At 43.4% G+C, this 9,846-nt stretch carries 10 protein-coding genes; 6 read left to right on the forward strand and 4 right to left on the reverse strand.

The features are described from left to right. The first annotated feature begins 27 nt into the window (after nt 1-27). From AZ66_RS29580 to AZ66_RS29585, 4 genes are all read left to right on the forward strand, one after another. On the forward strand, nt 28-861 hold the full coding sequence (locus AZ66_RS29580) for a hypothetical protein (RefSeq protein WP_052648340.1): 834 nt from the start codon (nt 28-30) through the stop codon (nt 859-861). A 20-nt stretch (nt 862-881) separates the two neighbouring features. Continuing rightward, nucleotides 882-1,370: a hypothetical protein gene (locus AZ66_RS02090; RefSeq protein WP_044353380.1), complete on the forward strand. Its 489-nt coding sequence runs from the start codon at nt 882-884 to the stop codon at nt 1,368-1,370. Between the two features lie 277 nt (nt 1,371-1,647). Then, nucleotides 1,648-2,025: a BlaI/MecI/CopY family transcriptional regulator gene (locus AZ66_RS02095; protein ID WP_044353381.1), complete on the forward strand. Its 378-nt coding sequence runs from the start codon at nt 1,648-1,650 to the stop codon at nt 2,023-2,025. Beyond that, nucleotides 2,022-4,277 (forward strand): M56 family metallopeptidase, encoded by a 2,256-nt coding sequence (locus tag AZ66_RS29585; protein ID WP_052648341.1) that lies wholly within the window; start codon nt 2,022-2,024, stop codon nt 4,275-4,277. The genes AZ66_RS02095 and AZ66_RS29585 overlap by 4 nt, the downstream gene beginning before the upstream one ends. 56 nt (nt 4,278-4,333) lie before the next feature. Here the strand turns inward: AZ66_RS29585 and AZ66_RS02105 are convergent, their stop codons facing one another. After that, entirely contained in the window at nt 4,334-5,491 is a 1,158-nt protein-coding gene (locus AZ66_RS02105; RefSeq protein WP_442950265.1) for an MFS transporter, read from the reverse strand. A 240-nt stretch (nt 5,492-5,731) separates the two neighbouring features. Here AZ66_RS02105 and AZ66_RS02110 point away from each other — a divergent pair, with 240 nt between their 5' ends. Continuing rightward, complete coding sequence (locus AZ66_RS02110; protein WP_044353383.1) at nt 5,732-6,310, forward strand: TetR/AcrR family transcriptional regulator; 579 nt, start codon at nt 5,732-5,734, stop codon at nt 6,308-6,310. A 282-nt stretch (nt 6,311-6,592) separates the two neighbouring features. Beyond that, nucleotides 6,593-7,291 (forward strand): DUF4386 domain-containing protein, encoded by a 699-nt coding sequence (locus tag AZ66_RS02115; protein WP_044353397.1) that lies wholly within the window; start codon nt 6,593-6,595, stop codon nt 7,289-7,291. A 7-nt stretch (nt 7,292-7,298) separates the two neighbouring features. Here AZ66_RS02115 and AZ66_RS02120 read toward each other — a convergent pair whose 3' ends face one another. The 3 genes from AZ66_RS02120 to AZ66_RS02130 form a co-directional block, all read right to left on the reverse strand. Next, nucleotides 7,299-7,883: a Crp/Fnr family transcriptional regulator gene (locus AZ66_RS02120; protein ID WP_044353384.1), complete on the reverse strand. Its 585-nt coding sequence runs from the start codon at nt 7,881-7,883 to the stop codon at nt 7,299-7,301. A 101-nt stretch (nt 7,884-7,984) separates the two neighbouring features. Then, a complete protein-coding gene (locus AZ66_RS02125; RefSeq protein WP_052648342.1) occupies nt 7,985-8,761 on the reverse strand; it encodes a CPBP family intramembrane glutamic endopeptidase in 777 nt (258 codons plus the stop codon). Nucleotides 8,762-8,890: 129 nt separating this feature from the next. Then, the gene (locus AZ66_RS02130; RefSeq protein WP_044353388.1) at nt 8,891-9,700 is read right to left on the reverse strand and encodes a MerR family transcriptional regulator; all 810 of its coding nucleotides are present in this window, start codon (nt 9,698-9,700) and stop codon (nt 8,891-8,893) included. Nucleotides 9,701-9,846: the final 146 nt, after the last annotated feature.

Raw genomic sequence — 9,846 nt, forward strand, 5'->3', positions numbered from 1 at the left:
AATTAATTTAATTAGGAGGATAAAACAATGTTGTTAAAACACAATTTCAGTAAGGTTTTGGTTGTTTTTTTGGCGTTCTTATTAATTTTTTCAGGTCTCGTAACTCCTTCGTCTATTAAAGCGGAAGTTCTTGACAAGCTTAATGGTGTGGAAGTTCTCGCGAACAATGAAAAAGAAATTAGACTGAAGGTAGAAGTTGATGGCTTAATAGGAGTTTTGGTTCAAGACCAAGCAACAAGAAAACTTACAATGACCACATTTGAAACAACTAAATCGAGTCCAAATCTTTTTTCTGCCAATTTTCTAAATAACGAGAATGTACATCAATATTCACTCCGATTAAATGACTTTACTGATAATGGGGCGCATATAACAATACAAGACCAAAAAACAGGGGAAATTGCTACATATAATCCCGATGAAAACGTATCTTCCTTTATTTGGGTGATCCCTCTTATAGAGGTAGTTGGAGCAAAGCTAATAGAAGCATTGCTTCTAGTTACGGCTGTTGTAGCAATAAATGGGATGGATTTTGCTAAAACAGATTCTATTGCAGCTGAACTTAGAAATAATCAAAAATATGATCATTACTATGCTAAAATAATGCAGAAGGACGTATGGATTGGTTCTGCTATTTCAGAGAGTGTGGCAGTTACGAGACTTGGTTCTTTCAATGGAGACAGTAATGTTACTGGAAATGATGTATGGTCACGATCTATGTCCAAAGCCGCTCTTGTAGCTAAAAAAGCAGGTGGAGGAAAAGAACCAATAGGTCCTGAAATTGAAAAAGAAGGTTTAGGGTTCGGGTACTATTACCACTACCACACTTGGAACCGTGTAGGTGGACATTCGTTCTTTTAGTCAGATGGAGGTGTAATCAGATGCAGGAGCTTCATCAACGATTCTTGGAGCAGCAGCTTCCTCATAAGTACACGAATCTTGCAGTTGAAACAATGCTTGGAGAGAAGTACGGTGCCAAAGAAATTCCTAAGGCTTCATTGTCTGATTTGCAGAATGATCCACAAGGAAAGTATGATCGGATATTCAAATGCTATAAAATTGATGATCGAGACATTTTGACTCAGGCATTCAACGATACGGACATAATGTTCCATGAAGAATACAAAAATGAACGATCCCCCGATTCGCCACAGACCGATTGGAGTCGAATTGGGGCGGGGGAATTGCTCCGTGTCATTCTAATCAGTGACGATGGAGAGCACATGAGCAGCTATACGGTACAGGGAATATGTACGGCATTAGTCGATGACCTTACGATTATGCTGGGTATCCCTCGAGAGGAGTGCTCTCTGGATAATGAGTACTATGTGAAATATCTAAGGCTGTTGAGTCAGCGAGGGTATCTATAAGATGAGTCTCAAAATATAGGACGGTGCTAAGCACTGTCCTTTTTCCTTACTTTTTAAAAAGTCCTATTACTAAGTGCAATAACCAAACTTTAGATATAGGCATTAGCCCCTTTAAGTAAACTCAACGTGGACTCAGGTTGTCCTGAGCAAACGAGTGAACTTAAAGGGGATTTTTTTGGAGCAGATTGTAAAATTCTCCTTGACCCATTTCGTTTACACATGTAAACTCTAAACAAACATTTACACGTGTAAACAATAAATCAAGAAGGTGAAGACGATGAACGAATCCCCTCGCATTACAGAAGCCGAAAGCGAAGTAATGAAGCTTCTTTGGCAGGAGGAGCCTTTGTCTGCAAACGAGATTATTGCCAAGCTGTCGCAGCAAATGCAATGGACCGATCAAACGATCAAAACTTTTCTGAACCGGCTGCATAAGAAAAATGCAATTCGATTTGAAAAGTCCGGTAGGAACTACCTGTACTATCCACTAATATCGCATGATGAATACTTAAAAGTAGAAAATCGTTCTTTTCTGAACCGGATCTATGACGGGGCTGCAGGATTGCTGTGCGCCAAATTTATTCAAGAGGAACCTCTCTCTGAGAAGGATATTGAAGAGCTTCAACAAATATTGGAGAGCAAGAAAAAATCATGAAGCACCTGGATGCGCTTTTTTCACTCTTCGTAACTGCATCACTGGCATCGACGGTTATCCTACTGTTCCTATTCTTGATCCGGAAGTTGTTCCACAAGCGCCTGAGCCCGAAAGTTACATATATGCTGTGGTTTCTTGTATTAATTAAACTGCTTATTCCCATCGCTCCGCAGAGCGCGATCAGCTTGTTCAATCTGATGCCGCAAGCCACACCGGTTGAATGGATGAATTCCAATCCAAGGAATATGCTGCCTGAGCACTCTTTCACATCCAGCTCCAGCAAGGATGCTCCCTCTGCTCGTAGTGAAGAGAAGCAAGCTCCTGCTGAATCTAACCTAAGCCTTGCAGAGCAAACTGTCTCAACGAACGTGACGCCAGCTGTTCAAGAACAGACCAATGCGGGAGAGCCAGTTGGTGCGGGAGATCAGGATGAGCTCAACTGGCTGACAATTGTCTCATGGGTTTGGCTTGGAGGATTCCTAATCTTATGCGGATATTACCTATCTAGCACAGTCTTATTCAGAGTGAAAGTTAGAGACTCCCACAAAATTGACGATGATAAGCTACTCTTGGCCCTTGCAGAGTGCAGCACAATACTGAATATAAAAAGACAAATTCAAGTCTATGAAACAAGCTTTCTTCGCAGCCCTTGTCTCTATGGCATATGGAAGCCGAGAATTTATGTGCCTGCGGATATCATCGCGATCGCCGACTCAAGGCAGTTGTCGCACATCCTTTTGCACGAGTTGACTCACTACAAACGCAAGGATTTATGGTTCAACGCTTTGTGGATGTTGTCCGTTGGGCTGCACTGGTACAACCCCATGGTATGGCTGGCGGTAAGAAAGATGAAAGCCGACCAAGAGGTGGCGTGCGACGCGAGTGTGCTTGAGTCTCTGGATGAGCCCGAGGCCTCGTCCTATGGCATGACCCTGCTCATGCTGTCGCGTTTATTTTCCCGCCAAGGTACCTCATACGGGGTTAACCTATCGCATTTCGGAAACAACAAGAATGAAACGAAACGGAGAATCATCATGATCGCCAAGTTCAAAAAAGGATCATACAAGCTATCCGCCGTTGCAATTCTTTTAGTAGTTGTCTTGGGCGCCGTTTTTCTTACCAACGCGAATACCAAGAAGAGCTCTGAGCCAGACGTTAAAGCCCAAGAAGGAGGAGGAAGCACCAAGATCGAAATTCCTTCTTCAATGGATAAATCCCCCTTATGGTTTCATAGTCTGGATCGAGCGCTAGACTATAAAAAATTTGACTTCAAGGTACCCGACTATGTTCCTGAAAGCTATCAGCTTGAGCATGTTGTGATAAATGAAAGTTCCATGATGCCTGACGATCCAGAACGTTATCTGAAAACTGTAACCATTTCTTTTGTATCTAACTTTGGTACAAAAAATGAACGCAAACTGGACGTAGTGGCGGCTGCCGCCGGCAGAGAAAATATGCTGGAGCACGGCCTTTTAGCGGGAGCTCATTATTCCAGGTTGTCAGAAAAGCTCCCTGAATATAGACAAGAGCCAGCTAAGATTGGCAATGTCAGAGGCATTTTGTTTACAGATAAGCGGGCTATGAAAAATAGGCCGGAAACGGGCAAAAGCTTCTACTGGAATGATCATGGCGTATGGTACGCGGTCAATTTCTATAGCGAGCATATGTCGCAAGAAGAGTTGGCGAAAATGGTTCAATCCTTTGTGTCCCCGCAGCAAGTTCAGCATGTTCGATATGACGGAGAGGGGAACTCATTTAATCTTTACGATGAAAAAGATTTAGCTGCAGCAGAGAACATTCTTGGCTTTAAGGCGAAGCTGCCCGCTCGCTTCAAGGGCATTGAGTTTCGTTATAACGATATCATGTTGATGAGGGCAAATGATCAGAACACAGGCTTCCCGTTCAGACCAGCTGCGGACAGGCTGTGGACGAGAATACATGGACCATTGGGCACTACAGTCTATGATAAGCAAAGCGGACTCGAATTTTACCAAAGCAAAGTTCCACTTTACGATACGAATAAACTCACATTCATTCGCAAACTGACAATCAATAATGTAGAGATTACAGCTTATACCGACAACGACCAGGTCTACGATGAACCTAGTTTATCCGAAGACAAGACAAAGAAACTAAATTTAGTTTTCTATTTATGGGAGCAGGACAATGTTCATTATGCTGCTGGTTTTAGTGGTATAGACAAGAACCCGAAAGAACTCCTAAAGACACTAGTTATGGCTCCATTGCAATAATGACTGCATAATCTAAAACCTCCCTGAACAGCGATCGGGGAGGTTTCTTAATGATTTTATGAGTCATCGTCCCCCTGCTTCTTCTCTGTAGCAAAATAAAGGATAGCAATGAACGGGAATGCCATTCCGATCCATAACGCGGCACTCCATCCTCCCGTGGCGTATATCCATCCTCCAATTGCGGATCCGATAGCACCGCCAAAGAAGAAAATAGCCATGAAGAGCCCATTCAGACGACCACGAATTTCCGGGTTCAAAGAGAAGATTGCGCGTTGTCCGAGTACCAGATTTGCGGATACACCGGCATCCAATAATATGGCTGAAACGACGAGAACAGCTACTCCGATTGGTGAACCCGTCTGAATCATAAGCGGCAACAGAACAGAAACGATGACAGTAACGAGTGCAATCCCTGTCGCGGGTCTAGTCCAGCCGCGGTCGGCCAAACGCCCTGCCACAGGCGCAGCTACTGCACCCGCAACTCCGACAAGCGCGAACAATGCAATGTCTTTTTGAGAAAAATGGAAAAGCGGGCTGGATAGCAGTAACGGGACTGTTGTCCAGAATAAGCTAAAAGTCGCAAACACACATGCATGATATACAGCCCGACGGCGTAAGATCGGGGTTGTTCGCAGCAAATGCCACATCGAACCGAGCAGAGCTGTATAGGGTGTGTCTAACGAAGGATTTCTTGTAGGTAACACCTTCGACAGCACGATCGCCAAAATAAGTATAGCTGCAGCGGACAAAGCGAATACGGCATGCCAGCCAAAGAAGTCAGCTACCAGACTGGACACAGGCCGAGCGAGCATGATCCCAAGCAACAATCCGCTCATAACATTGCCGACAACACGACCGCGTGAAGATTCGGGTGCAAGGTATGACGCAAAAGGTACGAGCACTTGTGCAGCGACTGACCCTACACCGATTACAAACGAAGCGGCTAAAAACGGAAAGGCTTGCTTCGACAATGCCGTAATGGCAAGGGAAATCGCTGTAAGAAGTAAGGATACGATAATCAGCCTTTTATTTTCAACAATATCCCCCATAGGTACGACAAATAACAGCCCGACTACGTATCCAATCTGCGTTAACGTCACAATAAATCCGGAACTGTTGGCAGATAACCCGATTGAAGAACTAATTACCCCAACTAAGGGCTGCGCATAGTAAAGATTAGCTACAATGATACCGCATGCAGCAGCCAGAAGCATGATTAACCATGTCGAGATATGTTTCTCGACTGTTTGATTTTTTGCAATAGTCAATTTAGATTCCTCCTCCTTTTAGATACTGAACGTATAGTTTAGAAATTTGATAACCAAATAATATACTGAACGTATAGTTTTGTAAATAGGCAGCCTTCAATTTTATTTTTTATTCATAATTGGTATACTGAACGTATAGTTTATTTATCTCGGACAAGATATGTATGGATGAAAGGTGATGATTAGATGACCGGAAAAAGAGGCCGGCCGCGTAATGTAGAATCACAAAAGTCTATCCTTTCCGCATCTTACGAATTATTGTTGGAAAATGGCTTTCAAGCCGTAACCGTCGATAAAATTGCCGATCGTGCCCAGGTTAGCAAGGCCACGATTTATAAATGGTGGCCTAACAAGGCTGCCGTGGTAATGGATGGTTTCCTGTACGCCGCTACGACCAGATTGCCAGTGCCTGATACGGGTTCGACATTTCAAGATATTCAAATCCACGCTACGAATTTAACCCGGTTTTTGACAAGCCGGGAGGGTATCATCATTACGGAGTTATTAGGCGAAGGTCAGTTTGATTCGGGATTGGCGGAGGCCTATCGAGCTCGGTTTTTCCGTCCCCGTCGACTTGAGGCAAGGGGTATTTTGGAAAAAGGGGTTCAGCGCGGGGAATTGAAACAAAATCTCGACATTGGTATTTGCATTGATCTCATTTATGGCCCGATTTTCTACCGCTTGCTTGTAACAGGCGAAGCGTTGGACGAGCCCTATGTGCAACAATTGGTGATCAACGCATTTGAAGGAATCCGATCAAGCTGAATCGAAATTGCTGCAACAAGTAGCGATTGAACAACAATCTATGATCGTTTCTATCATGCTTTCCATGAACAGCCCAAAGCCTGTGGTGGTTCAGTGCAGGGCAGGAACATAAAGCGCCTAAGCCGAAGGCTTCTTTCCACGGCTTAGGCGCTTAAACGATCTATAGCTACTTTTCATTTCTCTTGATTTAAGTCAATGCTCCATCATTACCCTCTGCTTACAATAAGATTCATAACGAACACCTGGAGGGATTTAATGATGGTCACGACACACATACAACGAATCGATCAGCGTGCATCTGCCCTGACTGCCGGCATAGCGCTGATCATCATGGCGCTGGCTTCCTTTTTCTCGTACGGCTATGTCCATGCCAGCCTTGTGGTACAAGGAGATGCCAGCGCCACCTTTCATAACATCATGTCATCGACCGCACTATTCAAGGCTGAAATCTTGGGCTGGCTGATGATCCTCATTGCCGATATCGTGGTTGCTTGGGCTTTCTATATGGTTCTAAAGCCTATCCATCAAGGGCTTTCCTTGCTCGGCGCATGGTTCCGACTCATCTATACAGCGATACTAGGGATTGCTATTCTAAACTTACTATTCGTGCTGCTGCTCACGGGCAGTGCAGATCATTCAGCAATCTCTGATCAGCTTCAGACGCAGGCAATGTTGTATGTACGAGCTTTTGACGCCATCTGGTCGATGGGGCTAATTATCTTCGGCGGGCATTTGTTGATTGTCGGTTATGTGACCCTAAGATCTGCCAGCATACCGAAAATCATCAGTATCTTGCTGCTGCTTGCTGGTACAGGCTACATGCTCATTCACCTATGCAACGTATTCCTCCCCCAATATGAGGAGGTTAAAACTATACTAACCTATGTATTTACGGTACCGATGATCGCCGGCGAATTAGGCTTAGGTTTATGGATGCTGTTCAAAGGCGGGAAGGTCGGAAAGACCCCTATTGCGGCCTGACTATTGATTATTCCTTGTCTTGATGTACCCGCTTCTTGATTCTGCTTAAAGACTCTGGCGTAATGCCCAGATAACTCGCCAGCTGGTGCTGCGGCACACGATCGATTAGTCTGGGCCGATTTCGCAGCAATGCCTTGAAGCGCTCTTCCGGCGTCGAGGCGATAAACGCAGCATATTCATCTTGGACTTGGCCAAACTTTTCTTCCACCATCTGACGCGTTAAGGATTCCAATTGACCATATTTTCGAAACATGTCCTTTTCAACAGCCAGCTCGCCAACAACTAACACGGTATCTTCCAGACAGGTAAAGGTATATTCGGACGACTTATCTTGTTTGTGAGCATTGATGCTGGTGATGGCTTGCTCCTCGGTATAGAAGTTGATCGTAACCTCTTTGCCCGATTCATGAATCAAGTATTGCCTTACACATCCCTGTAATACAAAATAGCAATTCGTAGGGACATCTCCTTGTCTAAGGAGCACTGTTCCTTTTTTATATTCCTCTAAATGAATATCTTCAAGAACAGCCCGCTGTTCCTCTTCAGTAAGGGATGTATATTTCGCCATGTACTTCACCAATAATTCCTTCATGCTTCTCCCACCTCGTAGAAAAGGTCATCTCTATTTTACTTTACCATTTCTTACAAAAAGGTTCACCCTTCAAGTCATGACGGAACCTGTATTCCCCTCACTTATTTGTACAAGCACTTTCTATCATTCAATACAACCAAACCTACAGCAACGATCAAATAGAATGGGGCCGTAACGACAATAATACGCAAAGGTTCCCCCAATTGAATCCCCATAAAATAATTAAAAAGCTGATGAATGAGAATAGGAATAATCAGATTATGATTCAAATTATAAAATACCGTTATCATGATCGAGACAGAGATAATGGAGACCAAGAAGCAGACAATATACAGCACTAAATCCATTCCTGAATAGCCTGTCATCAGCCATAACGGAGCATGCCAGAATCCCCATGTGACTCCAACTATAATAGCTGATTTTAACGGACTGAATCGTTTTTGCAGTTCGTCGAGTACAAATGCGCTCCATCCCAGCTCTTCCCCAAGCGGCCCCAGAATGAGATTATAACCAAACAGGATAAGCAATGTTGTCCATGAATTAGCTAATTGCTCGCGTATGGGCACATTCCAAACTGCAGTTACTACGGAGAGACTCCCTATTAAAACGAATAATTGGAGCAAAATAACGCTCAGTACCGTTGATAGGCGTATCCTTGTACGAAATTGACCCTTTATAAAATCAATCAGGTTTTCTTGAGGCTTGATTTTACGGAACATCGCGATGAACACAAAGGTAGCCGTCCAAGCTGACAGCACTTTTAACACTTCGGCTAATGGTTGAGATTTGATAACTAACATGGATAACCCGATGAGAAGAAGAAACACATAGAATATGCCATAGGTCCATAGAATATATCTTTTTAATATGTCTTTCATATTAATCCCCGCCTGTAACTAGTTTATAAAACAAAAAACCAATAGAACAATTTGCGCGCACATGCTCCATTGGTTTCCAAATATAAACTATGGTGTTACACCCAGGTCAATAGATCGATCATAAAGTCCCTATTTTCCCTCAACAGGAATATAAATTTCTAAAAATACGCGCTCCATGTTATCCAGATACGTGATCAGACGGGTATTCACAAAAGCGACTCCTTTGGGTGCAAGCCCCTGTTCCCGTCCCCATGCTAACGTATGTTCAAAAACCTGATGCTTAATATCCCCGCTCCCGTTTTGGAACCTGCCATCCTCCACAATCGTGTAGATGCATAAGGGAAACTCCAAATAGCACCCTTCTTCTGTTCGCTTTGCTCCAAGCTTCTCCACAATGTACATCTTCGTATCCAGAAACCCAGTTTCATCAAACGTAAACTGCCTCATGATTTTACTGAGAATATCGTCCTTCATCGAGTCCATATGCTCCAAAATAACCGGATACTCCTGGAAGGCAGTGAAGTCAGAGATCTCCCCCATTACTTCACAAGTGGGGAATTCCCTTATGGAATATTGATTGAGATGGTGTTTGATTTCCTCACAGAATTGTTGGGTTTCCTTTATTTTTTGAAGCATGTATGTATTCAGCCGTATCGTTTCTTCTAATTCGCTGGCTTTATCCTCTAATAAAGTTCCAAGCTCCTCAATTTCGCTGCCTACTTGCAGCCTCTTTACTTCTTTTATCGATAAATTTCTCTTTTTATAAAAGTCAGCCACCATCAAGGTATAGATATCATAATAGTCATATTGCCTATAGTGATTGGATTCATTTTGCCTCGGATTCACAATCCCTTGATCCTCATAGTATCTCAGGGCATCCCTAGTCACTCCAAGGATATCTGATAACTGGCTTGTTCTGTATGTGTTTCGTTCCTCCATTTCAAGTGCCTCCTGATGTCCGTAATCTCCTCTTTCAGAGCCTAATACCCTATTCTCTTAGATGTTTTTACATACTAATATTGAGATTTTTGAAACTCCGTATTTTTGCAAGATTGTCTTGAAACTGGGCAAGTCTCCTCGATGGA

The organism is Paenibacillus sp. E194, from assembly GCF_000935845.1.
Lineage (GTDB): Bacteria > Bacillota > Bacilli > Paenibacillales > Paenibacillaceae > Paenibacillus_B > Paenibacillus_B alvei_B.